Source organism: Pseudomonas sp. BR20, assembly GCF_050780135.1.
GTDB lineage: Bacteria > Pseudomonadota > Gammaproteobacteria > Pseudomonadales > Pseudomonadaceae > Aquipseudomonas.
On sequence record NZ_CP172012.1, the window covers coordinates 1,533,530 to 1,556,705 of the forward strand.

General features: G+C 60.8%; 22 protein-coding genes. 8 read left to right on the top strand and 14 right to left on the bottom strand.

What is annotated here, in order from left to right; genetic code table 11:
* The first annotated feature begins 19 nt into the window (after positions 1-19).
* The 3 genes from ACHPFG_RS06895 (at position 20) to ACHPFG_RS06905 (ending at position 2,080) form a co-directional block, all read left to right on the top strand.
* On the top strand, positions 20-733 hold the full coding sequence (locus ACHPFG_RS06895; RefSeq protein ID WP_431701918.1) for a tRNA-uridine aminocarboxypropyltransferase: 714 nt from the start codon (positions 20-22) through the stop codon (positions 731-733).
* A 258-nt stretch (positions 734-991) separates the two neighbouring features.
* Positions 992-1,642 (top strand): response regulator transcription factor ErdR, encoded by a 651-nt coding sequence (gene erdR, locus ACHPFG_RS06900; protein WP_431701919.1) that lies wholly within the window; start codon positions 992-994, stop codon positions 1,640-1,642.
* 75 nt (positions 1,643-1,717) lie between these two features.
* On the top strand, positions 1,718-2,080 hold the full coding sequence (locus tag ACHPFG_RS06905; RefSeq protein WP_065938722.1) for a diacylglycerol kinase: 363 nt from the start codon (positions 1,718-1,720) through the stop codon (positions 2,078-2,080).
* Between the two features lie 3 nt (positions 2,081-2,083).
* Here the strand turns inward: ACHPFG_RS06905 and ACHPFG_RS06910 are convergent, their stop codons facing one another.
* Complete coding sequence (locus ACHPFG_RS06910) at positions 2,084-3,010, bottom strand: LysR family transcriptional regulator (RefSeq protein ID WP_042944277.1); 927 nt, start codon at positions 3,008-3,010, stop codon at positions 2,084-2,086.
* A 124-nt stretch (positions 3,011-3,134) separates the two neighbouring features.
* Between ACHPFG_RS06910 and fpr the strand changes: the two genes are divergently transcribed.
* Entirely contained in the window at positions 3,135-3,914 is a 780-nt protein-coding gene (gene fpr, locus ACHPFG_RS06915; RefSeq protein WP_024073760.1) for a ferredoxin-NADP reductase, read from the top strand.
* A 116-nt stretch (positions 3,915-4,030) separates the two neighbouring features.
* On the opposite strand, the gene tsaA is transcribed toward fpr, so the two are convergent.
* From tsaA to rimO, 5 genes are all read right to left on the bottom strand, one after another.
* Complete coding sequence (gene tsaA / locus ACHPFG_RS06920; protein WP_431701920.1) at positions 4,031-4,726, bottom strand: tRNA (N6-threonylcarbamoyladenosine(37)-N6)-methyltransferase TrmO; 696 nt, start codon at positions 4,724-4,726, stop codon at positions 4,031-4,033.
* A 3-nt stretch (positions 4,727-4,729) separates the two neighbouring features.
* Entirely contained in the window at positions 4,730-5,191 is a 462-nt protein-coding gene (locus ACHPFG_RS06925) for a DUF1456 family protein (RefSeq protein ID WP_131697343.1), read from the bottom strand.
* A gap of 68 nt (positions 5,192-5,259) precedes the next feature.
* The gene (locus ACHPFG_RS06930) at positions 5,260-5,970 is read right to left on the bottom strand and encodes an rRNA pseudouridine synthase (RefSeq protein WP_027604539.1); all 711 of its coding nucleotides are present in this window, start codon (positions 5,968-5,970) and stop codon (positions 5,260-5,262) included.
* A gap of 71 nt (positions 5,971-6,041) precedes the next feature.
* Positions 6,042-6,515, bottom strand: coding sequence for a GNAT family N-acetyltransferase (locus ACHPFG_RS06935; protein ID WP_431701921.1), 474 nt, complete (start codon positions 6,513-6,515; stop codon positions 6,042-6,044).
* Positions 6,516-6,615: 100 nt separating this feature from the next.
* Positions 6,616-7,956 carry a 30S ribosomal protein S12 methylthiotransferase RimO gene (gene rimO, locus ACHPFG_RS06940; protein WP_005785474.1) on the bottom strand — a complete coding sequence of 447 codons (1,341 nt, stop codon included), beginning with the start codon at positions 7,954-7,956 and terminating at the stop codon, positions 6,616-6,618.
* Between the two features lie 289 nt (positions 7,957-8,245).
* Between rimO and ACHPFG_RS06945 the strand changes: the two genes are divergently transcribed.
* From ACHPFG_RS06945 to ACHPFG_RS06955, 3 genes are all read left to right on the top strand, one after another.
* Entirely contained in the window at positions 8,246-10,147 is a 1,902-nt protein-coding gene (locus ACHPFG_RS06945; RefSeq protein ID WP_027604535.1) for a potassium transporter Kup, read from the top strand.
* 221 nt (positions 10,148-10,368) lie between these two features.
* On the top strand, positions 10,369-11,475 hold the full coding sequence (locus tag ACHPFG_RS06950; protein WP_131697308.1) for an NADH:flavin oxidoreductase/NADH oxidase: 1,107 nt from the start codon (positions 10,369-10,371) through the stop codon (positions 11,473-11,475).
* Positions 11,476-11,746: 271 nt separating this feature from the next.
* The gene (locus tag ACHPFG_RS06955) at positions 11,747-11,932 is read left to right on the top strand and encodes a hypothetical protein (protein WP_131697307.1); all 186 of its coding nucleotides are present in this window, start codon (positions 11,747-11,749) and stop codon (positions 11,930-11,932) included.
* A 48-nt stretch (positions 11,933-11,980) separates the two neighbouring features.
* On the opposite strand, the gene ACHPFG_RS06960 is transcribed toward ACHPFG_RS06955, so the two are convergent.
* The 8 genes from ACHPFG_RS06960 to ACHPFG_RS06995 form a co-directional block, all read right to left on the bottom strand.
* Complete coding sequence (locus tag ACHPFG_RS06960) at positions 11,981-13,606, bottom strand: glucan biosynthesis protein D (protein ID WP_131697306.1); 1,626 nt, start codon at positions 13,604-13,606, stop codon at positions 11,981-11,983.
* Positions 13,607-13,960: 354 nt separating this feature from the next.
* A complete protein-coding gene (locus ACHPFG_RS06965; RefSeq protein ID WP_431701922.1) occupies positions 13,961-15,385 on the bottom strand; it encodes a gamma-aminobutyraldehyde dehydrogenase in 1,425 nt (474 codons plus the stop codon).
* A 169-nt stretch (positions 15,386-15,554) separates the two neighbouring features.
* A complete protein-coding gene (locus ACHPFG_RS06970; protein WP_016977919.1) occupies positions 15,555-16,364 on the bottom strand; it encodes an ABC transporter permease in 810 nt (269 codons plus the stop codon).
* On the bottom strand, positions 16,354-17,283 hold the full coding sequence (locus tag ACHPFG_RS06975) for an ABC transporter permease (protein ID WP_090408657.1): 930 nt from the start codon (positions 17,281-17,283) through the stop codon (positions 16,354-16,356). The genes ACHPFG_RS06970 and ACHPFG_RS06975 overlap by 11 nt, the downstream gene beginning before the upstream one ends.
* Position 17,284: 1 nt before the next feature.
* Positions 17,285-18,319, bottom strand: coding sequence for an ABC transporter ATP-binding protein (locus ACHPFG_RS06980; RefSeq protein ID WP_431701923.1), 1,035 nt, complete (start codon positions 18,317-18,319; stop codon positions 17,285-17,287).
* Positions 18,320-18,458: 139 nt separating this feature from the next.
* Positions 18,459-19,610 carry a putative ABC transporter substrate-binding protein YdcS gene (gene ydcS / locus ACHPFG_RS06985; protein WP_431701925.1) on the bottom strand — a complete coding sequence of 384 codons (1,152 nt, stop codon included), beginning with the start codon at positions 19,608-19,610 and terminating at the stop codon, positions 18,459-18,461.
* A gap of 71 nt (positions 19,611-19,681) precedes the next feature.
* Positions 19,682-21,139 carry a gamma-aminobutyraldehyde dehydrogenase gene (locus tag ACHPFG_RS06990; protein ID WP_431703449.1) on the bottom strand — a complete coding sequence of 486 codons (1,458 nt, stop codon included), beginning with the start codon at positions 21,137-21,139 and terminating at the stop codon, positions 19,682-19,684.
* A 132-nt stretch (positions 21,140-21,271) separates the two neighbouring features.
* Entirely contained in the window at positions 21,272-22,183 is a 912-nt protein-coding gene (locus ACHPFG_RS06995; protein ID WP_145335093.1) for a LysR family transcriptional regulator, read from the bottom strand.
* 191 nt (positions 22,184-22,374) lie between these two features.
* On the opposite strand from ACHPFG_RS06995, the gene ACHPFG_RS07000 reads away from it, so the two are divergent.
* Entirely contained in the window at positions 22,375-23,082 is a 708-nt protein-coding gene (locus ACHPFG_RS07000; protein WP_431701926.1) for a tellurite resistance TerB family protein, read from the top strand.
* Positions 23,083-23,176 lie beyond the last annotated feature (94 nt).

The following is a 23,176-nucleotide window of genomic DNA, read 5'->3' on the forward strand; positions in this document are numbered from 1 at the left end:
CCTCTGTACGGCGCATCCGATGAGCCACGCTGTCTCCCGCCTGCGTACCCAGCGACTGGCACGCGCGATCAAGCCGTTCGTCAATCGAGGCTCCCGTGCCGAACGCTGTCCCGGCTGCCGGGTCATTCCCGAGTATTGCCTATGCGCCTGGCGCCCCCGGGTCGCAGCCAGGTCTGCCATGTGCCTGCTGATGCACGATGTCGAACCGATGAAGCCCAGCAACACCGGCTGGCTGATCGCCGATGTTATCGACGACACCAGCGCATTCGCCTGGTCGCGCACTGAAGCCGACCCGGATTTGCTCACCCTGCTCGCTGACCCGCAGTGGCAGCCCTACATCGTGTTTCCCGGCGAATTCGTGGCGCCCGAGCGTGTCGTCAGTACCGTGACGGTGGCAAAAGGCAAGCGCCCGCTGTTCATCCTGCTGGACGGCACCTGGAGCGAAGCACGCAAAATGTTCCGCAAGAGTCCGTATCTGGAACATCTGCCGGTATTGAGCCTGGCACCTGAGCAACTCTCGCGCTACAAGCTGCGTCGCTCCAAGCGCGATGACCATTTCTGCACCGCCGAAGTCGCGGCCCTGTGCCTGGAGCTGGCCGAGGACGCTGCTGCAAGCGAAGTGCTGGATGCCTACCTGGATGTATTCAGCACCCACTACCTGGCTGCCAAGTTCCAGTTACCGCTGGACCCGACCGACAGGGTCCATACTCGTCTTGCGCCCTATATACCCTAGCTATAACCAGACGACGTTTGCATGATGGCACCGTAAACTCGCCCCTCGCTAAAATGCCCATGGGCGTAGTGCTTGACCCCCCAGGCTGCGCTGGGCATGCTGAGCGCCGATTGGGGCGCAACCGTGAATTTTCGACGTCGATTCAGGTGCTTTTGACGTTGAACCTGCCCTGTGGCAATGGCTGCCTGGCCGTTGCCTGGTGTACTGGCGAACCCTGAACCCATCAGGGCTGCCATAAAAAACAGGATCATTTAATCAATGGCCACATACGAAATCCTGATAGCCGATGACCACCCCCTGTTTCGCAGTGCGCTGCATCAGGCCGTGACCCTGGGCCTTGGCCCCGACGTGCGCCTGGTTGAAGTGGCCAGCATTGCCGAGCTTGAAGTCCGCCTTACTGAAAAATCCGATTGGGACCTGGTGCTGCTCGACCTGAACATGCCTGGCGCCTACGGTTTCTCGGGGCTGGTGCTCCTGCGTGGGCAATACCCTCAGATCCCCGTGGTGATGGTCTCTGCCCAGGAAGACGCCGATGTAGTGGTGCGCTCCAAGGAATTTGGCGCCAGTGGCTTCATTCCAAAGTCCAGCGCGATGGAAGATATTCAGAAGGCCGTGCGCGCAGTGTTGGACGGTGATGTTTCCTGGCCGCCCCAAGCGTTTGAGCAAATCAACGTGTCCGACGAAGCCAAGGCCGCCCGCGATGGCCTGGCCAGCCTGACGCCCCAGCAGTTTCGAGTGCTGACCATGGTCTGCGAAGGTTTGCTGAACAAGCAGATCGCCTATGAGCTGAGTGTGTCGGAAGCGACCATCAAGGCTCACGTCACGGCGATTTTTCGCAAATTGGGGGTGCGCACACGTACCCAGGCGGCGCTGCTCTTGCAACAACTTGAGTCTATTTCGCAGCATTAAGTTGTTACCGATTCACGCTTTTTTGACTTTGCGTGATCTAGTTTCCCCACTTCTTTGGTTCAGTTGCCTACGTCTATGTCGCCTTTCAAGGGTCAAACCGGTCTCAAACGTATCTTTAATGCAGGGGGCTATTCCCTGGATGGCCTGCGCGCGGCTTTCACCGGTGAGGCGGCGTTCCGTCAACTGGTGCTGTTGAACGTCATCCTGATCCCGCTGAGTTTTTTCCTGCACGTCAGCCGGGTTGAGCGGGCGCTGCTGATTGCGGTGTGCCTGTTGGCCTTGATCGTTGAATTGCTCAATTCGGCGGTAGAAGCGGCGATCGACCGTATTTCCCTTGACCGCCACCCCCTGTCAAAAAATGCCAAGGACATGGGCAGCGCCGCGCAATTCGTGGCACTGACCATGATCACCCTGGTGTGGGCAGTGATTCTGATCTAACGATCAGGCAATGCTTGGCAGCACGATCTCGTCGCTGCGCTGAACCCCAGCGGTGAAGGCGCGGCACAGCTCCAGGAACTCGCGCATCGCTGAGGTCTGGTATTTCTGTTTATGCCAGATGAAGTAGAACTGCCGGGCCAGGTCCAGGTCCGGGGTTTCTACCGGCACCAGGCTGCCACGGCGAAATGCATCGCGCAGCGCCAGCCGGGAAATACACCCAATCCCCAAACCCGATTCCACCGCCCGTTTGATCGCCTCGGTGTGCTCCAGCTCCAGGCGGATATTCAGCGCGCTGCGGTGATGGCGCATGGCTTGGTCGAAGGTCAGGCGCGTGCCCGAGCCTTGTTCCCGCAGGATCCATGCCTCATGGGTCAACTCTTCCATGGTGGCCACGCCGCGCTTGGCCAGGTGGTGCTGAGGCGCACAAAACACCACCAGCTCATCTTCCACCCAGGTTTGAACCTCTATATCGGGATGGCTGCAGTCGCCTTCGATTAGACCCAGATCAATTTCGTAGTGCGCAACCTGGTGCACGATATTGGCAGTGTTCTGCACATGCAGCTTCACCTGGCTTTCCGGGTGCTGCTGCATGAAGCTGCCGATCAGCAGGGTGGCCAGGTAATTGCCAATGGTCAAGGTAGCGCCGACCGCCAGGGAGCCGAAGCCGGACTTACCGTTGAGCAGGTCTTCGATCTCCTTGGCCTGGTCCAACAGCGCCACCGCTTGAGGCAACAGCTGATGGCCCAAGGCGTTGAGACTCAGGCGTTTACCGGCGCGGTCGAATAATTGGCAGCTTGATTGGCGCTCCAGCTCGGTAATCGAGGTGCTGGCGGCGGATTGAGATAAGGCCAGAAGGCCAGCAGCGCGGGAGACGCTTTCCTGCTGGGCGACGGCGACGAAGACTTGCAGTTGACGGAGAGTAAATCGCATATCGATATAACCGATAACCCTTATCTTAATAATCCAGTTAACAGATATTGTCGCCGCCATTAGAATGCTGTGCAATTGCGCACTTCATCTTTGGCGCAGACCCATTTCCAGGAGTCCCCCGTACATGAGCAACATGAACCACGAGCGTGTCCTCAGTGTTCATCACTGGAACGACACTCTGTTCAGCTTCAAGTGCACCCGCGATCCGGGCCTGCGCTTCGAGAACGGTCAGTTCGTGATGATCGGCCTGCAACAGCCCAACGGCCGCCCGCTCATGCGCGCTTACTCCATTGCCAGCCCGAACTGGGAAGAGCATCTGGAGTTCTTCAGCATCAAGGTGCCGGATGGCCCGCTGACTTCCCAATTGCAGCACTTGAAGGAAGGCGACGAGATCATCATCAGCAAGAAACCGACAGGCACCCTGGTGCTTGACGATCTGAAGCCGGGTAAACACCTGTACCTGCTCAGCACCGGTACCGGCCTTGCTCCGTTCATGAGCGTGATCCAGGACCCGGAAACCTACGAGCGTTTCGAAAAAGTGATCCTGTGCCACGGCGTGCGTTACGTCAACGAAGTCGCTTATCGCGAATTCATCACCGAGCACCTGCCGCAGAACGAGTTCTTCGGCGAGGCCCTGCGTGAAAAGTTGATCTACTACCCGACCGTGACCCGCGAGCCGTTCGAAAACGAAGGCCGCCTGACCGACCTGATGCGCAGTGGCAAGCTGTTCCGCGACATCGGCCTGCCACCGATCAACCCCGAGGACGACCGCGCCATGTTGTGCGGCAGCCCAAGCATGTTGGATGAGACCAGCGAAGTGCTGAACAGCTTCGGCCTGAAGGTTTCGCCACGCATGCGTGAGCCGGGTGATTACTTGATCGAACGCGCGTTCGTCGAGAAATAACTGCGGTAAAAAATATGGGAGGGGGCTTGCCCCCGATGGCAGTGGATCAGTCAACTTGTATATCGACTGACCCACCGCCATCGGGAGCAAGCCCCCTCCCACATTTGGTTTCCGGTTTATCCCGCCGGAACCACTTCCAGCACACAAATCATCCCAGCCTCAGGATAGTGCCAGCGCACATCCACATCCCAGAACTGCGCCCCGTATTCGCGCTCAGGCCCAGGCGTCTGGTACGCCGGCCGTGGATCCTGTGCCAGACACTGATCGATCAACTCCACCAATGGCTCTCCAAGGCGCTGAGCGTGGCCTTGTGCCTGCTGCAGAGCCGTCTTCAGCCACTGCACGGAAATTAACTGTGGCGCTCCACTGGCGATGTTGTTGGTGGCCGTGTCGATGATGTCGGCGTAGGGCACATACGGCTTGATATCCAACACCGGTGTGCCATCGAGCAAATCGATCCCGGAAATCCACAGCCGCCCCGGCTCCACTTTGTCCAGCTTGACCACTGACTGGCCAATCCCGTTGGGCCGATGAGTCGCGCGGGTCGCAAACACGCCCATGGACGTGTTGCCGCCCAGGCGTGGCGGGCGCACTTTCAGACGAGGCTTATCTTCCAGGGCCTGGTGGAACAGGAACAACAGCCACACATGGCTGACCTGTTCCAGACCCTGTACCGCCTCACCCTGGTCGAACGGCGCCACCAACTCCAGCACGCCCCGCGCGGCAGGCGCCAGTTGCGGTTGGCGCGGAATAGCGAACTTCTCCTTGAAGCAGGAGCGTACGAAACCGACGGGCGAGACCTGGTAACTCATGGCTTACGCGCGAACCCGCAGCGTCAGGCCCTTGAGGAAGTTGCGCAGCAACTGGTCGCCACAGGTGCGGTAGTTGGTGTGGCCGAACTTACGGAACAGTGCGCTCAGTTCAGGCTTGGACACCGGGAATTCGGCGGCCTTGAGGATGGCGTGCATGTCGTCTTCCTTCAGTTCGAAGGCCACGCGCAGTTTCTTGAGGATGATGTTGTTGGTCACCGGGGTTTCGATCGGCTGCGGCGGACGGCTTTCGTCCTTGCCGCGCTTGAAAATCACCAGGCCATCAAGGAAGTGGGCCATGACGTCATCCGGGCAGAACACAAAGCCTTCTTCCTCATCTTTCTTGAGGTAAGTCAGCAGGTCTTCCTTGGTCACTTCCATGCCGCCGAGCTTGATCAGCTCGACCATCTTGTTGTCGCTGATGTCGAGCATGTAGCGCACGCTGCGCAGTACGTCGTTGTGAATCATGGTGGGCAATCCTGGTTTTCAACGGTGGGCGCCGCCGGGTGGGGCGGAGCCTGGAAAGGGGAGGCGGCTTAGAACTTCTCTTTGCCGGACAGGTAACGCCATTGGCCGACTGGCACTTTGCCGATGGACACGCCGCCGATGCGAATGCGGCGGATGGCAACGACTTTCAGGCCAACGGCTTCGCAGAACAGGGCGATCACGCCCGGTTGCGGGTTCTTCATCGCAAAGCGCAGGCGATTTTCGTTCTGCCAGCTGGCTTTCACGGCTGGCAGCTCTTTGCCTTTGTAGGTCAGGCCGTGGTTCAGGCGGTTGAGGCCGTGGGCAACCATGTCGCCTTCAACCTCCACCACGTATTCCTGCTCGATCTTGGCGGCATCGGCGGTCAACTTGCGCAGAATCTTCCAGTCCTGGGTAAACACCAACAGGCCGCTGGCCTTGGCTTGCAGGTCGGCGCTGGCGGTCAGGCGCAGGAAGTGGCCCTTGAGCGGACGCTTGCTGAAGCGGTGTTCTTCGGACAGGGTTTCGGCGCTGATCGAGGCCATTGCCGTCTCTGCATCTACACCGACCGGGGCGTGGAACAGGATGGTCACCGGCTCTGGCGCGGTGGCCTTGGCCTCTGGGTCCAGTTCGACCTTCTGGGTGGTGATCTTGAATTGCGGTTCGTCGATCACTTCACCGTCCACCGAGACCCAGCCGCCTTCGATAAACAGCTCAGCCTCCCGACGGGAGCAACCGACCAGTTCGATAAGGCGTTTGGAGAGGCGTATGGGGTCAGTCATGACAAGGGCCGTAACAAAAGGGGGCGGCTATTGTACCTGTGTGGGCGCGGTTAATCCCGGCCCCATTTCATTTAGCCCTGACGGGCCTTTTGTTGTTGCTGGCGCAGCCGCAGGTGCAGCAATGGATAAGGCTGCCCCAAGCCATCATGCTCGGTGCGCCCGATCACTTCGAAACCCTGTTTGAAATAGAACCCCAAGGCCTGGGGATTCTGCTCGTTAACGTCCAGTTCGTCGGCGTTCATGCTTTCGATTGCATAACGCAGCAACTGCCGGCCGAGGCCCTGCCCGCGGTATTGCGGGTCGATAAACAGCATCTCCACCTTACCGCACGCCACCCCGGCAAACCCGGTGATGCGTTGGCGCGGGTCACGGGTGCAGATCAGCATCACCGAATCCAGGTAGCGGGTCAGCACCAGGTTTTTCAGCAGCTCGATGTAGCTGTCCGGTAAAAAATCATGGGTGGCCCGCACCGAGGCCTCCCAGATGCGCGTCAATTCTGCGTAGTCGCTGGTTTTAGGTGTGTGGATAACCGAATGCTGGCGCATGCCCGCTGCCCCTTGCCATGATGGGTGCCGATGGGCAAAACAATAGACCTAAAAAAGCCCCGCATCTTGTCCAGAGGCAGGGCTTTTCAAGTTTTTTTGATCAGTCGCGCTTTTCAGCCCACAGATCGTACTCATCAGCGTCGGTCACGGTGCACCAGACCTTGTCACCCGGCTTCAAGCCGCTGGCATCGTCGATAAACACGTTACCGTCGATTTCCGGTGCATCGAAGAAGCAACGGCCGACTGCGCCTTGCTCGTCCACTTCGTCGATCAGTACTTCGATTTCCTTGCCGATACGCAGTTGCAGACGCGCCGAGCTGATTGCCTGTTGGTGCGCCATGAAGCGCTCCCAACGGTCCTGCTTGACGTCATCCGGGACCACGGCCAGGTCCAGCAGGTTGGCCGGCGCACCTTCCACGGGCGAGTACTGGAAGCAACCCACGCGGTCCAGTTGCGCTTCGGTCAGCCAGTCCAGCAGGTACTGGAAGTCTTCTTCGGTTTCGCCGGGGAAGCCGACGATGAAGGTCGAACGGATGATCAGCTCGGGGCAGATCTCGCGCCAGTTCTTGATGCGCGCCAGGGTCTTGTCTTCGAAGGCCGGGCGTTTCATGGCCTTGAGCACTTTCGGGCTGGCGTGCTGGAACGGGATGTCCAGGTACGGCAGGATCTTGCCGGCGGCCATCAATGGGATCAGCTCGTCCACGTGCGGGTACGGATAGACGTAGTGCAGACGCACCCACACGCCCAGGCTGCTGAGGGCTTCGCAGAGTTCGGTCATGCGGGTTTTCACCGGCGCGCCGTTCCAGAAGCCGGTGCGGTATTTCACGTCGACGCCGTAGGCGCTGGTGTCCTGGGAGATCACCAGCAGCTCTTTGACGCCGGATTTGACCAGGCGCTGGGCCTCGTCGAGTACATCACCTACCGGACGGCTGACCAGCTTGCCACGCATCGACGGGATGATGCAGAAGCTGCAGCTGTGGTTGCAGCCTTCGGAAATCTTCAGGTACGCATAGTGACGTGGGGTCAGCTTGATGCCTTGGGGCGGCACCAGGTCGATCAGCGGGTTGTGATCCTGGCGCGGCGGCACCACGTCGTGCACCGCATTGACCACCTGCTCGTACTGCTGCGGGCCGGTCACGGCCAGCACGCTTGGGTGCACGTTGCGGATATTGCCTTCTTCCACACCCATGCAACCGGTCACGATGACCTTGCCGTTTTCCTTGATGGCTTCGCCGATCACTTCCAGGGACTCTGCCTTGGCCGAGTCGATAAAGCCGCAGGTGTTGACCACCACCACGTCGGCGTCCTGGTAAGTGGACACAACGTCATAGCCTTCCATACGCAGTTGCGTGAGGATGCGCTCGGAATCGACGAGAGCCTTCGGGCAACCCAGGGAAACAAAGCCAACCTTGGGGTTGGCTTTTGCGATGGTGGTGGACATGTCTAACCTCGGTATTGAATGACGCCGCCAGTCGGGCACGACAGGGCTGCGGACGGGCGCTTGCTGCGCCTCTGATCAAAAAGTGCGCAATTCTAGCGACGGGCAACGCACTTGACCAGCTTTATGCAGGGAAATGCGACGAGTGCTGCGCTATGCTTCGCGCCGTTGCTCATGGGTAAAACCCTTGGGTCAATAAAACGTCTGTTACGAGAAGTAAAACAGCGCATGCTAGGGTCAGCTTAGACGCGTTGTTTATAAGAGACCTCAGGTCAAAGGGCAGGAGTGGTTGATGGGTCAGGCAAGTAGTCAGGCAGCAGGTGCCGAGCATTCCAACGCAAAGCCGATCGGCATGCTGGTGGCAGCGGTCGGGGTGGTTTACGGCGATATCGGTACCAGCCCGCTCTATACCCTCAAAGAGGTGTTCAACGGTGGTTATGGGGTGCAGGTCAACCATGACGGCGTGCTGGGGATCCTGGCGCTGATCTTCTGGTCGTTGATCTGGGTGGTGTCGATCAAGTACATGCTGTTTGTGCTGCGCGCCGATAACCAGGGCGAAGGCGGCATCATGGCCCTGACCGCGTTGGCGCGAAGGGCGGCAGGGGAGCGCAAGAAGTTGCGCAGTTTCCTCGTGGTGTGCGGCCTGTGCGGTGCGGCGCTGTTCTATGGCGACAGCATGATCACGCCGGCGATTTCCGTGCTGTCGGCCATTGAAGGCCTGGAACTGGCGTTCGACGGCCTGGAAAAATGGGTGGTGCCGATCGCCTTGGTGGTGCTGGTGGCGCTGTTCCTGATCCAGAAGCACGGTACTGACCGCATCGGCAAGCTGTTCGGGCCGGTGATGGTGACTTGGTTCCTGGTGCTGGGTGGCCTCGGCGTGTATGGCATTACCCTGCACCCTGAAGTGCTCAATGCCCTGAACCCGATGTGGGGCGTGCGTTTCTTCGAGGCCCACCCTGGCATTGGCGTGGCGATCCTCGGTGCGGTCGTGCTGGCGTTGACCGGTGCCGAAGCGCTGTATGCCGACATGGGCCACTTCGGCCGCAAGCCCATCGCCCGCGCCTGGTTCATCCTGGTGTTGCCGGCGCTGGTGCTCAACTATTTCGGCCAGGGCGCCATGCTGCTGGGCGATCCGGAAGCCGCGCGCAACCCCTTCTACTTGCTGGCGCCGAGTTGGGCGCTGATCCCGCTGGTGGTGTTGTCCACCCTGGCCACGGTGATTGCGTCCCAGGCGGTGATTTCCGGTGCGTTCTCGTTGACGCGCCAGGCGATCCAGCTGGGTTATATCCCGCGCATGCATATCCAGCACACCTCAAGCGCCGAACAGGGCCAGATCTATATCGGTGCGGTGAACTGGTCGTTGATGGTCGGCGTGATCCTGCTGGTGCTGGGTTTCGAGTCCTCCAACGCGCTGGCGTCGGCCTACGGCGTGGCGGTGACGGGGACCATGCTGATGACCACTATCCTGGTGTCGGCAGTCATGCTGTTGCTGTGGAAATGGCCACCGATTCTGGCCGTGCCGGTCCTGGTCTGCTGTCTGTTGGTGGACGGGCTGTACTTCGCGGCGAACGTGCCGAAGATCATTCAGGGCGGCGCCTTCCCGGTATTGGCGGGGATTGTGCTGTTCGTACTGATGACCACTTGGAAGCGCGGCAAGCAATTGCTGGTGGACCGCCTCGACGAAGGTGGCCTGCCGTTGCCGATCTTCATCAGCAGCATCCGCGTGCAGCCGCCGCATCGCGTGCAGGGCACGGCGGTGTTCCTCACCGCCCGCCCGGACGCGGTGCCCCACGCGCTGTTGCACAACCTGCTGCATAACCAGGTGCTGCATGAACAAGTGGTGTTGCTGACGGTGGTCTACGAAGACATCCCGCGTGTCCCGGCCTCACGGCGTTTCGAAGTGGACTCCTACGGCGAAGGGTTCTTCCGCGTGATCCTGCACTTCGGCTTTACCGATGAGCCGGACGTGCCCGAAGCCTTGAAACTGTGCCATTTGGACGGCCTGGATTTCAGTCCGATGCGGACCACCTACTTCCTCAGCCGTGAAACAGTCATCGCCTCGCGCATCAAGGGCATGGCCCGTTGGCGCGAAGCGTTGTTTGCGTTCATGCTCAAGAACGCCAACGGCAACCTGCGGTTCTTCAAGCTCCCGGTCAACCGGGTGATCGAGCTGGGCACCCAGGTCGAAATGTAAGCGCGGCGGTACGGGAGCCGGCAATCGGCTCCCGCTTTGCTTCTGAACCCTGTGCAATCCACTGTTGTCGACTAGGCTCTAAGCACTGTTGTGTAGGAGCGGACTTGCCCGCGAAAAACGTCACGGTAACGCGTTAATCCTGGATAAACGCGGCGCCTATGAGGCCTTCGCGAGCAAGCTCGCTCCTACAAAAGTGCCCAAAAGCCAAGAAGAGGTGCGCCATGAGTCAGCTGCTCGAACCCTATACCCTGCGCCAATTGACCCTGCTCAACCGCATCGCCGTGTCGCCAATGTGTCAGTACTCAAGTGTCGATGGCCTGGCCAACGACTGGCACCTGGTCCACCTCGGCAGCCGCGCGGTTGGCGGCGCCGGGTTGATATTCACCGAGGCCACTGCCGTGACCGCCGATGGCCGTATCACGGCCGAAGACCTGGGCCTGTGGAACGACGAACAGATCGCCCCCCTGCAACGCATCACCCGCTTTATCGCCGCCCAGGGCGCGGTGGCGGGCATCCAGCTGGCCCATGCCGGACGCAAGGCCAGCACCCACCGGCCGTGGATCGGCAAGCACGGCAGCGTCAAGCCGCAGGACGGTGGCTGGGTGCCGGTGGGGCCGTCGCCGATTGCCTTTGACCCGCAGCACACACAACCCAAGCCATTGGATGAGGCGCAGATCCAGCAGGTGATCGCCGATTTTGTCGCCGCCGCCAGGCGCGCCCTGACCGCCGGTTTTGAAGTGGTGGAAATCCACGCTGCTCATGGTTACCTGCTGCATCAATTCCTCTCGCCCATCAGCAACCAGCGTCAGGACCAATACGGCGGCTCCTTTGAGAACCGTATCCGCCTGGTGCTGCAAGTGACCGAAGCCGTGCGCGAAGTCTGGCCCCAGGAGCTGCCGCTGTTCGTGCGGGTGTCGGCCACCGATTGGGTGGAAGATGGCTGGAACCCCGATGAAACCGTGGAACTGGCGCGCCGTCTCAAAGACCTGGGCGTTGACCTGATCGACGTGTCCTCCGGTGGCACTGCCGCCAACGCCGAAATCCCCACCGGCCCTGGCTACCAGACGCGCTTTGCCGAGCGCGTGCGCAAGGAGTCGGGCATCGCCACCGGCACCGTCGGCATGATCACCGAACCGGCCCAGGCCGAGCACATCCTGCGTACCTGCCAGGCCGACATCATCTTCCTGGCTCGTGAACTGCTGCGTGATCCTTACTGGCCGTTGCACGCCGATGATGATCTGGGCGGGCGCAAGGCCATTTGGCCGGCTCAGTACCAACGGGCGACCCACCGGGACCAGCCGATTCATGAGTCTGACTTGAGGGATTGATCCTGCATCGGCTCCATCGAAACCCACCTTGAATCGGTGGGTTTTTTTTTGCCTGATGCTGTGGGATGAGGTTGTAGGTATTTGTTACCGAAGTGATTTTTTAAGTGAATACTCTAAAAAAATCCCACACGTGACGAGATTGTTTCTACGCTTAGGTTAGGACTGATTTCTGGCCCAGGGAGTCAGTCTGTTTGTCCACGGGGGCATTGCGCTTCACGGGAAACGGTTTGTGGGCACAGGAGTATTTGATCGATATCAGGAGAAACAGTCCATGGCCAAGTCCTATGGTGTAGCGGGTGTGGTGGCGTCTTTTTTCACCCGCAGGGTGTCCTTGCGTGGCCGCAGGTTAAGTTCGGACGAAGCCGAATTACTGGCGCAGTATCGCGCCCTGACCGAGAGCGATCAGGTGGCGATGCGCTATCTGATTGGGGCGATGAAGAGTGTGTCGCGGTTCTGATGCCATGCTGAAGGATCGTTCCCACGCAGGGCGTGGGAACGATCGGGATCAGGTGTACTTACGTTGGTCCGGTGCCGGCGGGAAGTACTGATACAACCAGGTTTCACTCAGGGTGCGGTCCTGGGTGCGGATAAACAGACGCAGTTCCACCGGTTCTACGCTGTCGCTGGTTGGGTACCAATCGAACAGAATGCGATAGCCCTTGATGTTGTCGAGCACCAGCACGCTGAAATCCTTCACTTCACCGTGGGAGCAGGTCACCACCGGCTCGATCCCGGTGCCGGCTGGCAGACGGTCCAGGCCGCCACCCTTGAAGTCCACGGCAAAGCGGCGTGCCCACACTTGCGGGTAGTGCTCGCCCGGCGCCCAGCCTTCGGTAAAGCCGCCCATGCCGGAACGGGTCGCGTCGACTTGCGCCAGCGGCGTGCTCACGGGTGGCAATGCGCTCCAGTACAGCTTGTAGCCATAGTTGAGTGAGTCGCCGGCCGCCACGGGTTTTTTCGGGGTCCAGAAGGCCACGATGTTGTCCAGGGTCTCGCCGGTGGTGGGGATTTCCAGCAGGTCGATCGAGCCTTCGCCCCACGCGGTGGTCGGTTCGACCCACAGGCTTGGGCGCTTGCTGTACCAGTCGACGGTGTCCTGGTAGCTGGCGAATTCATGATCGGTCTGCACCAGGCCGAAACCTTTCGGGTCGGTGTCGGCGAATGCGTTGAACTGCAGCTTGGCCGGGTTGTTCAACGGGCGGCAGATCCACTCGCCGTTGCCACGCCACATTGCCAGGCGGTCCGAATCGTGGATTTGCGGATGGATGGTGTCGCACATGCGCCGCTCGTGGGTGCCGCAGCTGAACATGCTGGTCATGGCTGCAATGCCCAGCTGTTCGATGGCGGTGCGGGCATTGATGTTGGCGTCGATGGCCATCACCACCTGGTTGGCCTGGCAGTCGATATCGAAACGATAGGCACCGGTGGCGCTCGGCGAGTCGAGCAGGGCGTAGACCACAAAGCGGGTAGCGTTCTTGTCCGGGGTCTCGAACCAGAACTGCGTGAAGTCGGGGAACTCCTCGCGTTTTTTCGCGTAGGTATCAATCGCCAGGCCACGGGCGGAGAGGCCGTACTGGCCGGTGGAGTCCACCGCGCGGAAGTAGCTGGCGCCGAGAAACGACAGCACGTCATGGCGATCCAGCTCCGGCGCCTTGAACAACTTGAAGCCGGAGAAACCCAGGTCGCCGGTCAGCTGTTTGGTGTCGACAGTGGTTTTTTCATAGTTGAACAGCGAAGGACGGAAATGCACCTCACGGGCTTCACGGGTCTTGGGGTCGACGCTGTGCATGCGCACCGGCGTCTTGAAGCCCATGCCGACGTGGAAGAACTGCACGTCAAGTTGGCCGTTCAATTCCTTCCACAGCGAATGGTTGCCGTCGTAGCCGATGGCATTGAAATTCTGCGGGGTCATGGTCGCCAGTGTGGGCGGCAGCACCTGTTTGGTGTCTTTATACGCGGTGCCGGCGAGCTGCTTGGCTTGGGCCTTGAGCGTTTCAAAATCGAACGCCACGGCCTTGCCATCGGCGGCACGGTTACCAGCCCAGGCCTGCGCGGCAAGCAGGCCGCTGGCTGACAAACCGGTGTAGGCCGCAATGGCCATGGAGGCTTTGAGCAAATTCCTGCGGTGCATAGAGACAACCTGTCGTGAGCAAATCCCGCGCCGTTCCTGGCACGTGCTGGATCAGAAATTACGGTTCGGACATGCCTTCGGCCAAACACAACGGACATTAAACAGACGCCGGATAGCTTAAGCGGTTCGATGACGTAGGAAAATTGATTGATGGCTGGGTGATGGCATTGCATGTGAAACAAGACATTTCCAGCGCTGTGAGTGGACACATTACCTGGGAATTATGAAGTTCCAAATGTGGGAGGGCGGATGGCGACGCCGTTGAGGAAGTCGCGGCGGGTGATGTCCATGGGGGAAGCGTGTAGGAGCGAGCAAGCTCGCTCCTACAATAAAGCGTTACGGCGCTTGGGGAGATCAGTGCTTGAACATCACATGCCGAACGGTGGTGTAGTCCTCCAGCCCGTACATGGACATGTCCTTGCCATACCCCGACAGTTTCTGACCACCGTGAGGCATTTCGCTGACGAGCATGAAATGGGTGTTTACCCAGGTGCAGCCGTATTGCAAGCGCGCGGCCAGGCGGTGGGCACGTCCTACGTCGGCGGTCCACACGGACGACGCCAACCCGTAGTCCGAATCATTGGCCCAGCCCAGCACCTGCGCCTCATCGGTGAACTTGGTTACCGACACCACCGGCCCGAACACCTCGCGGCGCACGATCTCGTCATCCTGCTGCGCGTCAGCCAGGACGGTCGGCTCAAAGAAGAAACCATTGCCTTGCACCGCCTTGCCACCGGTGACCAGGCGGATATGCGGTTGTGCTACGGCGCGTTCGACAAACCCGGCGACACGGTCGCGGTGTTGCGCGGTGATCAGCGGGCCCAGCTCGGTCGCCGGGTCATCCTGCACGCCATATTTGATGCTGGCGACCGCCGCGCCGAGCTTTTCGACGAACGCATCGTAGATATCCGCTTGCGCATAAATCCGGCACGCAGCGGTGCAATCCTGGCCGGCGTTGTAGAAGCCGAAAGTGCGAATACCTTCCACGGCGGCATCGATATCTGCGTCGTTGAAGATGATCACGGGGGCCTTGCCGCCTAACTCCATGTGCATGCGCTTCACGCTGTCGGCGGTGCTGGAGATGATATTGGCGCCAGTGGCGATGGAGCCGGTCAATGACACCATGCGCACTTTCGGATGGTTCACCAGCGGACTGCCCACGGTAGGCCCACGGCCGAATACCAGGTTGAGTACACCGGCCGGGAAAATCTCCGACGCCAATTCGACCATGCGCAGCGCGGTCAGCGGGGTTTGTTCCGATGGCTTGAGCACCACGGTATTACCTGCTGCCAAGGCGGGAGCGATTTTCCAGGCGACCATCATCAGCGGGTAGTTCCAGGGCGCGATGGACGCGATCACACCCACCGGGTCGCGCCGGATCATCGAGGTGTGGCCAGGCAAGTATTCACCACCGGCCGAACCGCTCATGCAACGGCTGGCGCCGGCGAAGAAGCGGAACACGTCGGCAATCGCCGGAATCTCGTCGTTCAGGGCGGCGCTGTAGGGCTTGCCGCAGTTGTCCGATTCCAGCTTGGCCAGCTCTGCGCCATGGGCTTCGATCACGTCGGCCAGTTTCAGCAGCAACAGCGAGCGATCCTTGGGCGCGGTTTGCGACCAGCCTTCGAAGGCCGCATCGGCGGCGCGCACGGCGGCGTCGACCTGGGCTTCGCTGGCTTCGTTGATTTCCACCAGCACACGGCCCAGTGCCGGGTTGAACACTGCTTGCGCCGGGCCTTCGCCTTCGACCAGGTGGCCGTTGATCAAGAGTTTGGTTTGCATGGTTCTGTCCTCCAAAAAGCGATCGTTATGTCACTGAATAAACCGGCTCTGAATGTGGGAGGGGGCTTGCTCCCGATGACAGTCTTTCAGTCACATCATCTACAACTGACACACTGCTATCGGGAGCAAGCCCCCTCCCACATTTGAGCTCGGTGTCTTCAACAAAAAATTATTTACCACCACTCCCGGCCACGCTTTCACCGCCGCGGGTCAGGTAATAGGCACCGAGGATCGGGAACATCGTCACCAGCATCACCAGCATCGCGACCACGTTGGTCACCGGCACATCCCGTGGCCGGCTCAACTGGTTGAGCAACCACAGCGGCAACGTACGTTCATGACCGGCGGTAAAGGTGGTGACGATGATTTCGTCGAACGACAGTGCAAACGCCAGCATGCCGCCGGCCAGCAGCGCCGAGCCGAGGTTGGGCATGATGATGTAACGGAAGGTCTGCCAGCCGTCGGCACCCAGGTCCATCGAGGCTTCGATCAGGCTGTGGGACGTGCGGCGCAGACGGGCGATCACGTTGTTGTAGACGATCACCACGCAGAACGTCGCGTGGCCGACGATGATGGTGAACATCCCCGGCTCGATGCCCAGGGTCTTGAAGGTCGCCAGCAACGCAATACCGGTGATGATCCCCGGCAGCGCGATCGGCAGGATCAACATCAACGACACGCCTTGCTTGCCAAAGAACTCGCGGCGATACAGCGCCGCCGAAGCCAGGGTGCCAAGCACCATGGCAATCAGGGTGGCGATGGCGGCGATCTGCAACGACAGTTTGATCGCTTCCAGTACGTCCGGCCGGGCGAAGGCCACGCTGAACCACTTCAGGGTAAAGCCCTGGGGCGGAAAGCTGAACGCGGCTTCTTCGGTGTTGAAGGCGTAGAGGAAGATGATCAGGATCGGGAAATGGAGAAACACCAATCCACCCCAAGCAGCGATCTTCAGGCCAATAGACGATTTTTCAGAGTGCATCGAAGGCCCCCAGGCGTTTGACGATGGACAGGTAAACCGCGATCAGCACGATCGGCACCAGGGTGAACGCCGCGGCCATGGGCATATTGCCGATGGCACCTTGCTGGGCGTACACCATGCCGCCGACGAAATAGCCCGGCGGGCCCACCAGTTGCGGCACGATGAAGTCGCCCAGGGTCAGCGAAAACGTGAAGATCGAACCGGCGGCAATCCCCGGCACCGAGAGTGGCAGAATCACCTGCATGAAGGTCTGGCGCGGCTTGGCGCCCAGGTCGGCGGAGGCTTGCAGCAGTGACGGCGGCAAGCGCTCCAGGGACGCCTGGATCGGCAGAATCATGAAGGGCAGCCAGATATAGACGAACACCATGAAGCGCCCCAGGTGCGAGGTGCTCAAGGTGCTGCCGCCCACGCCGGGAATGCCCAGCACGAATTGCAACACCGGCTCAAGGCCCAGGTGCTGCACGAACCATTGCGCCACGCCGCCCTTGGCCAGCAGCAGGGTCCAGGCATACGCCTTGACGATATAGCTGGCCCACATCGGCATCATCACCGCGATATAGAAAAACGCCTTGGTCTTGCCCGTGGTGTAGCGCGCCATGTAGTAGGCAATCGGGAAGGCGACGATGGCGCTGGCGATCGACACCACGATCGCCATGCTCAAGGTGCGCAGGATGATGTCGAAGTTCGACGGCTGGAACAGCGCGGCGAAGTTGGCCAGGGTCAGGTCCGGCGTGACCGCCATGGTGAAGTCGTCAAAGGTATAGAAGCCTTGCCACAGCAGGGTCAGCAACGAACCCAGGTAGATCGCGCCGAACCAGATCAGCGGCGGTATCAGCAGCATCGCCAGGTATAGGTTGGGCTTGCGGTACAGCAGGTTGGAAAACCTGCGCATCGGCGGTTGGGAAAGGGCCAGGCTCATGTCACACCTCGCCTGCGCGGTCAGTCAGCGGCGTCATGGCTTCCCGTGCCCAGCGGGCGGTGATGGACTGGCCGACCTGATGGCCGCTGCTGATGTCCAGCCACTGGTTGTTGGCCTGGCTGATATTCAGCGCCTGACCGTTTTCCAGTTTCAGTTCATAGCGGGTGGCGCTGCCCTGGTACTGGATGTCGTGCAGCAAGCCGCTGATTTCCACTTCGCCAGCACCCAGCGGGCCCTCGGCAAAACGTACGTGCTCCGGACGAATCGAGAACGGCTGCGTGCTGCCGCTGAGGCGCTGGGCCAACTCGCCGCGAATGACGTTGGAGGTGCCGACGAACTCGGCGACGAACGCGGTGGCCGGTTTCATATACAGGTTGCGCGGGGTGTCGACCTGTTCGATCCGGCCTTTGTTGAACACCGCCACACGGTCGGACATCGACAGCGCTTCGGTCTGGTCGTGGGTGACGAAGATAAAAGTAATGCCAAGCTGGCGTTGCAGCTTCTTCAGCTCGCTTTGCATTTGTTCGCGCAGCTTGAGGTCGAGGGCGCCCAACGGCTCGTCCAATAGCAACACGCGCGGGCGATTGACCAGCGCGCGGGCCAGGGCCACCCGTTGGCGTTGGCCGCCGGAGAGCTGCACCGGCTTGCGCTCGCCATAGCCACCGAGGGCGACCATCCCTAAGGCTTCTTCGGCGCGGTTGCGACGTTCGCTCTTGCCCACACCCTTGACCTTGAGGCCATAGGCGACGTTGTCGCGCACATTCATATGGGGGAACAGCGCGTAGTCCTGGAACACAGTGTTTACATCACGTTGATACGGCGGCAAGCCGGCGGCTTCCTCGCCATGAATCCGGATCGAGCCTGCGCTGGGCTGCTCGAAACCGGCGATCAGGCGCAGACAGGTGGTCTTGCCCGAGCCGGATGGGCCGAGCATGGAAAAGAACTCGCCGTCCTGGATATCGATGGAAACCCGGTCAACGGCTTTCACTTCGCCGAACTGACGGGAGACGTGGGTGAATTGGACTGCAAGCGTCATGGTGCGGTGCTCCAAAAGGGCGCGGGTCGTCGCAGCGGCCCGGCCTGGACTTCTGAAAAGTCAAAACATCTGTGAATGCGGTCAATGTGGGAGGGGGCTTGCCCCCCTCCCACAGGGGATCTATGCCGTCTGCAGGGTCTTACCTGCCGCCCATGATCGCGATGTAATCCTGGGTCCAGCGGCTGTACGGCACGAATTTGCCGCCCTCAGCTTGCGGGGTTTTCCAGAAGGCGATCTTGTCGAACTGGTCGAAGCCGTTGGTCTTGCAACCCTCGGCGCCGAGCAGTTCGCTTTTCTTACAGGCTGCAGGCACCGCCGGCAGCGAGCCGAACCAGGCGGCGACATCGCCCTGGACCTTCGGCTGCAGCGACCAGTCCATCCACTTGTAGGCGCAATTGGGGTGTTTGGCCTCGCTGTGCAACATGGTGGTGTCGGCCCAGCCGGTGGCGCCTTCCTTGGGAATGGTCGAGGCAATCGGCTGCTTCTCGTTTTGCAGGCCGTTGACCTGATACGGCCAGGCGCTGGAGGCCACCACGCCTTCGTTCTTGAAGTCACTCATTTGCACGGTGGTGTCATGCCAGTAGCGGTGGATCAACGGTTGCTGCGCGCGCAACAGCTCGAGCACGGCTTTGTACTGGGTCTCGGTCAGCTCGTACGGGCTCTGGATGCCCAGCTCAGGCTTGGTGGACTTGAGGTACAGCGCCGCATCGGCGATGTAGATCGGCCCGTCATAGGCCTGCACGCGACCTTTGTTCGGCTTGCCGTCCGGCAGGTTTTGCGCATCGAACAGCACGTTCCAACTGGTCGGCGCGGTCTTGAACACGGTGGTGTTGTACATCAGCACGTTCGGGCCCCACTGGTACGGGGTGCCGTAGGTCTGCTGGCCCACCACATACCACGGCGCATCCTTGAGGCGCGGGTCGATGCTCTTCCAGTTGGGGATCAACGCCGTGTTGATCGGTTGCACACGCTTGCCGACGATCAACCGCAGCGACGCATCGCCCGACGCGGTGACCAGGTCATAACCGCCCTTGGCCATCAAACTGACCATTTCGTCAGAGGTGGCGGCGGTTTTCACGTTGACCTTGCAGCCGGTTTCCTTCTCGAAACCTGTGACCCAGTCGTAGGCCTTGTCGCTTTCGCCACGTTCGATATAGCCGGGCCAGGCGACGATATCCAACTGGCCTTCACCAGCGCCCACCGCCTTGAGCGGTTCGGCGGCCTGGATACTGACGCTGGCCAGCAGCGCGGTGGTCAGGGCACTGAGCAGTGCGGTCTTATGCGCAGACATGGGGGTTCCCTCTTCTTTAATTATGGTCGGGGCAGTGTGTGAAGCCGTAACGCATGAGCTTAGTTGTTGTTTTAAAGGTGCTGGCCGTGGCGGGCCATGATGTGGCGCACCACGCTGTAGTCCTGTAGAGAATCGCTGGACAGATCTTTCCCATACCCCGAGCGCTTCAACCCGCCATGGGGCATTTCGCTGACCAGCATGAAATGGCTGTTGATCCAGGTGCAGCCGTATTGCAGGCGCGCGGCGACCTGCATGGCCTTGTCCAGGTTCTGGGTCCAGACGGAGGAGGCCAGGCCGTATTCGGAATCGTTGGCCCAGTCCACCGCCTGTTCCAGTGCGTCGAAGCGGGTCACGGTGACCACCGGGCCGAACACTTCGCGCTGGACGATTTCATCGTTTTGTTTGCAGCCGGCGAGCAGCGTCGGCTGGTAATAGAAGCCGGCCCCCGAATGCACGGCGGCACCGGTGACCCGCTCGATATGCGGTTGGCCGAGGGCGCGTTCGACAAAGCTGGCCACGCGGTCGCGCTGGCGTGTGCTGATCAGCGGGCCGAGTTCGTTATCGGCATCGCGCTTGCCGGCAAAGCGCAGGCTGCTGACCGCCGCGCCCAGTTCGGCGACCAATTTGTCGTGGATGCCCGCCTGAGCGTAGATGCGGCACGCCGCGGTGCAGTCCTGGCCGGCATTGTAGTAACCGTAGGCACGCACGCCTTCGACCACGGCCTGCAGGTCGGCGTCGTTGCACACGATCACCGGCGCCTTGCCGCCCAGTTCCAGGTGTGTGCGTTTGAGTGTCCTGGAGGCGGCTTGCAGGATTTTCTGCCCGGTGACGATATCGCCGGTCAGCGACACCATGCGCACCTTCGGGTGGCTGACCAAATGGCTGCCGACGCCTTCACCGCCGCCACACAGAATGTTGACGACCCCGTGTGGTAACAAGTCCTTCATGACCGGGGCCAATGCGAGGATCGACAGCGGCGTATGTTCAGACGGCTTGAACACCAGGGTATTACCGGCCGCCAGCGCCGGGGCGATCTTCCATGCGGCCATCATCAAGGGGTAGTTCCACGGCGCAATCGAGGCCACCACGCCAATCGGATCGCGGCGCACCATGCTGGTGTAGCCCGGCAGGTACTCGCCGCTGAGCTGGCCGGTCTGGCAGCGCACGGCGCCGGCGAAGAAGCGGAACACATCGACGGTGGCGCTCAAGTCATCCTGGCGCGCCAGGTGCAATGGCTTGCCGCAGTTCAGCGATTCCAGGCGGGCCAGGTAGTCGGCTTGTTTCTCGATGGCGTCGGCGATGCCCAGGAGGATGTTCGAGCGCTGCTGCGGCGTGGTCCGCGACCAACCGGCAAAGGCGCGGTGGGCGGCGAGGATGGCGCTTTCGACCTGCTCGGTGCTGGCTTCGGCGATCCGGGTGAGCACTTCGCCGGTGGCCGGGTTGAGGATCGGCTCGGCAACGCCCTGGCCCTGGACCAGTTCGCCGTCGATCAACAACGCAGTGAGCAGCGGGGTGGGCGCGCCGGACATTTTTCGCGATCTCTTTTCTTGTGTGGTCATGGGCGTTCTCCTACGAGGCGCCTCACCTTCTCTTATGGATAGAGAGAGACTAGAGGTCAGGCGCGAGGTCAACAAATACTAAATACTGAACGCAGCATTCGATTAAATAGATGGCTTGCGTGGGTGTGGCTGTTCCCGCGCTACGGTGAGGAACGGATCCACCAATGCCGGGCGTGCAGTGCCCCGACGCCAAGCCAGGCCGACGTCCAGGGTCTGGCTGAGGTCGGCAATCGGTCGCGCTTCAATAATGTCGCCCTCCAGGGACCAGGGGCGGTAGGTCATGTCCGGTTGGATCGACACGCCCAGGCCTGCCGCCACCAGGCTGCGCACGGCCTCGGTGGAGGCGGTGCGCAGGGTCACGCGCGGTTGCAGGCCGGCACCGGTCCACATGCGCTGGGCGTTATGCCCCATTTCGTCGACGTTCAGCTGAATCAGCGGCTCGCTTGCCACGTCGGCGAGGTTGATGCTGTCGTGCTCCAGCAGCGGGTGTTGCGCCGGCAGCCACAGGCGGTGGGGCGAGTGGGTGAGGACCTCGGTCTGCAGGGCGTGGCGATCTTCCAGGTTGGAGAGGATCAGCACGCCCACGTCGATTTCACCGCTGACCAGCAAATGCTCGATATACGGGCGCTCGTCTTCCATCACGCGGATCTCCACGTTGGGATAGGCACGCTGGAAGCGGGTGAGCAAATCTGCCAGGTAATAGCCAGCGACCAGGCTGGTCACGCCGACGATCAACTGCCCGGCTACCTGATCGGTGCTCTGTTGCAGGCTGCGCTTGGCATTGTCGACGGTGGCGAGGATCAGGTGCGCCTGGCGCAAAAACTGATGGCCCTGATGCGTGAGGCTCATGCCCTTGGCATGGCGGTTGAACAGGTTGACGCCGATTTCCTGCTCCAGTTGCTGGATCGCCAGGGTCAGCGTGGACTGGGAAATGAACGCGGTCTGCGCGGCTGCGGAGATCGAGCCGGTCTCGGCCACGGCGATAAAATGCCGGATTTGACGCAAGGTCATCATGCTGGAATTACCGGTGGGGTGTTTTTATAGATTTGTCCGAGTGTATATCGGTTTTAGCGAACGGCAGCGACAAGCTACAAGCGGCCAGCGCGGCGTTACATCTGGAAGCACTCTAGATCGCGGCTTTTTGGCACTTAGTTTTACGCTGAGGGCCTATTGGTCCTATGAACCCTAGTGTCTGGAGGCTACGAATGAATACCCGTGGATTGCTCGATCAGTTGCTCAAGTCCGGCCAGGACATGTTGCAGAACAAAACCGGCGGCCAGCGCAAGCAGGACGACAAAGGCGCCCTCGGCGGGCTGCTCGGCGGCGGCGGTCTGGGTAGCTTGCTCGGCGGTGCGGGCGGCGGCGCCCTGGCGGCGGGTGCCATGGGCCTGTTGCTGGGCAACAAGAAGGCGCGCAAGTTTGGCGGCAAGGCTCTGACCTACGGCGGGCTGGCCGCATTGGGCGTGATTGCCTACAAAGCCTACGGCAACTGGCAGGCCAACCAGGCCAACGCGCCTCAGGGCGAGCCGCAAACCATCGACCGCCTGCCACCGGCCCAGGTCGAGCAGCACAGCCAGGCGATCCTCAAGGCCCTGGTCGCTGCAGCCAAGGCCGACGGGCATGTGGATGAGCGTGAACGCGCACTGATCGAAGGTGAATTCACCAAGCTCGACGACGACCGCGAACTGCAAAGCTGGCTGCACGCCGAGTTGAACAAACCGCTGGACCCGACCGACGTCGCCCGCGCCGCCAGTACCCCGGAAATGGCCGCCGAGATGTACATCGCCAGCGTGATGCTGGTGGACGAGGAGAACTTTATGGAAAAGGCGTATCTGGACGAATTGGCCCGCCAACTGAAACTCGAGCCCGGCTTGAAGCTGGAGCTGGAAAAGCAGGTACGGCTTAGTCAATAACCACCGGGTGTATGCAAAACCATAGATGTGGGAGGTGGCTTGCCCCCTCCCACAGGTGTTTTTGCATTTATGTCGGCACAACACCAAAACCCAT

Coding starts and splice junctions, on each gene's coding strand:
- ACHPFG_RS06895 (WP_431701918.1), top strand. CDS start 20: ATGAGCCACGCTGTCTCCCGCCTGCGTACCCAGCGACTGGCACGCGCG.
- erdR (WP_431701919.1), top strand. CDS start 992: ATGGCCACATACGAAATCCTGATAGCCGATGACCACCCCCTGTTTCGC.
- ACHPFG_RS06905 (WP_065938722.1), top strand. CDS start 1,718: ATGTCGCCTTTCAAGGGTCAAACCGGTCTCAAACGTATCTTTAATGCA.
- ACHPFG_RS06910 (WP_042944277.1), bottom strand. CDS start 3,010: ATGCGATTTACTCTCCGTCAACTGCAAGTCTTCGTCGCCGTCGCCCAG.
- fpr (WP_024073760.1), top strand. CDS start 3,135: ATGAGCAACATGAACCACGAGCGTGTCCTCAGTGTTCATCACTGGAAC.
- tsaA (WP_431701920.1), bottom strand. CDS start 4,726: ATGAGTTACCAGGTCTCGCCCGTCGGTTTCGTACGCTCCTGCTTCAAG.
- ACHPFG_RS06925 (WP_131697343.1), bottom strand. CDS start 5,191: ATGATTCACAACGACGTACTGCGCAGCGTGCGCTACATGCTCGACATC.
- ACHPFG_RS06930 (WP_027604539.1), bottom strand. CDS start 5,970: ATGACTGACCCCATACGCCTCTCCAAACGCCTTATCGAACTGGTCGGT.
- ACHPFG_RS06935 (WP_431701921.1), bottom strand. CDS start 6,515: ATGCGCCAGCATTCGGTTATCCACACACCTAAAACCAGCGACTACGCA.
- rimO (WP_005785474.1), bottom strand. CDS start 7,956: ATGTCCACCACCATCGCAAAAGCCAACCCCAAGGTTGGCTTTGTTTCC.
- ACHPFG_RS06945 (WP_027604535.1), top strand. CDS start 8,246: ATGGGTCAGGCAAGTAGTCAGGCAGCAGGTGCCGAGCATTCCAACGCA.
- ACHPFG_RS06950 (WP_131697308.1), top strand. CDS start 10,369: ATGAGTCAGCTGCTCGAACCCTATACCCTGCGCCAATTGACCCTGCTC.
- ACHPFG_RS06955 (WP_131697307.1), top strand. CDS start 11,747: ATGGCCAAGTCCTATGGTGTAGCGGGTGTGGTGGCGTCTTTTTTCACC.
- ACHPFG_RS06960 (WP_131697306.1), bottom strand. CDS start 13,606: ATGCACCGCAGGAATTTGCTCAAAGCCTCCATGGCCATTGCGGCCTAC.
- ACHPFG_RS06965 (WP_431701922.1), bottom strand. CDS start 15,385: ATGCAAACCAAACTCTTGATCAACGGCCACCTGGTCGAAGGCGAAGGC.
- ACHPFG_RS06970 (WP_016977919.1), bottom strand. CDS start 16,364: ATGCACTCTGAAAAATCGTCTATTGGCCTGAAGATCGCTGCTTGGGGT.
- ACHPFG_RS06975 (WP_090408657.1), bottom strand. CDS start 17,283: ATGAGCCTGGCCCTTTCCCAACCGCCGATGCGCAGGTTTTCCAACCTG.
- ACHPFG_RS06980 (WP_431701923.1), bottom strand. CDS start 18,319: ATGACGCTTGCAGTCCAATTCACCCACGTCTCCCGTCAGTTCGGCGAA.
- ydcS (WP_431701925.1), bottom strand. CDS start 19,610: ATGTCTGCGCATAAGACCGCACTGCTCAGTGCCCTGACCACCGCGCTG.
- ACHPFG_RS06990 (WP_431703449.1), bottom strand. CDS start 21,139: ATGTCCGGCGCGCCCACCCCGCTGCTCACTGCGTTGTTGATCGACGGC.
- ACHPFG_RS06995 (WP_145335093.1), bottom strand. CDS start 22,183: ATGATGACCTTGCGTCAAATCCGGCATTTTATCGCCGTGGCCGAGACC.
- ACHPFG_RS07000 (WP_431701926.1), top strand. CDS start 22,375: ATGAATACCCGTGGATTGCTCGATCAGTTGCTCAAGTCCGGCCAGGAC.